The sequence below is a fragment of the Curtobacterium sp. P97 genome (assembly GCF_023712445.1).
Classification (GTDB): domain Bacteria; phylum Actinomycetota; class Actinomycetes; order Actinomycetales; family Microbacteriaceae; genus Curtobacterium.
The window spans coordinates 1-468 of record NZ_JAMAYF010000086.1; the positions used below are offsets into that span (position 1 = coordinate 1).

General features: G+C 72.4%; 1 protein-coding gene. It reads left to right on the plus strand.

Annotation, left to right across the window (positions count from 1 at the left end; genetic code table 11):
• Positions 1-247: 247 nt before the first annotated feature.
• Positions 248-468 (plus strand): helix-turn-helix transcriptional regulator (locus tag M3677_RS17075; RefSeq protein ID WP_251161146.1); only part of this gene is annotated, 221 nt, incomplete at its 3' end.

The window sequence follows — 468 nt, forward strand, 5'->3', positions numbered from 1 at the left end:
AGCCACTGCTCCCGGTCGGCGTACCACCACACCACCGTGCCGACCTGGCCGCGGCCGGCCTCTCGGGTCACCTGCACCGTGTCGCCGACCGAGAACGCCGCCATGCCGCCACCCTGGCACCGCGCCCGGACCCTCGCGCCCTGGACGCCCCGGTGGTCGGACCCGGTTGACCCGGGGGCGACGTCACCAACGGCCGGCGTTGCCCTTCTTGCACTTCGCGTTGCGATGACGCAACGTGTCGAGCGTGATGAGCAAGGCGAAGGCGCCGGCAGGTGACCGACGGCTGCACAACCGCCTCGCCGTGCTGCGCGCCGAACGCGGCACCACCCGCCGTCAGCTGGCCGACGCGGTCGGCGTCAACGTCCAGACCATCGGCTTCCTCGAACGTGGCGACTACGGCCCCTCCGTCGAGCTCGCCCTGCGCCTGGCCGGCCACTTCGGCCTACCCGTGGAGGCGATCTTCTCCCT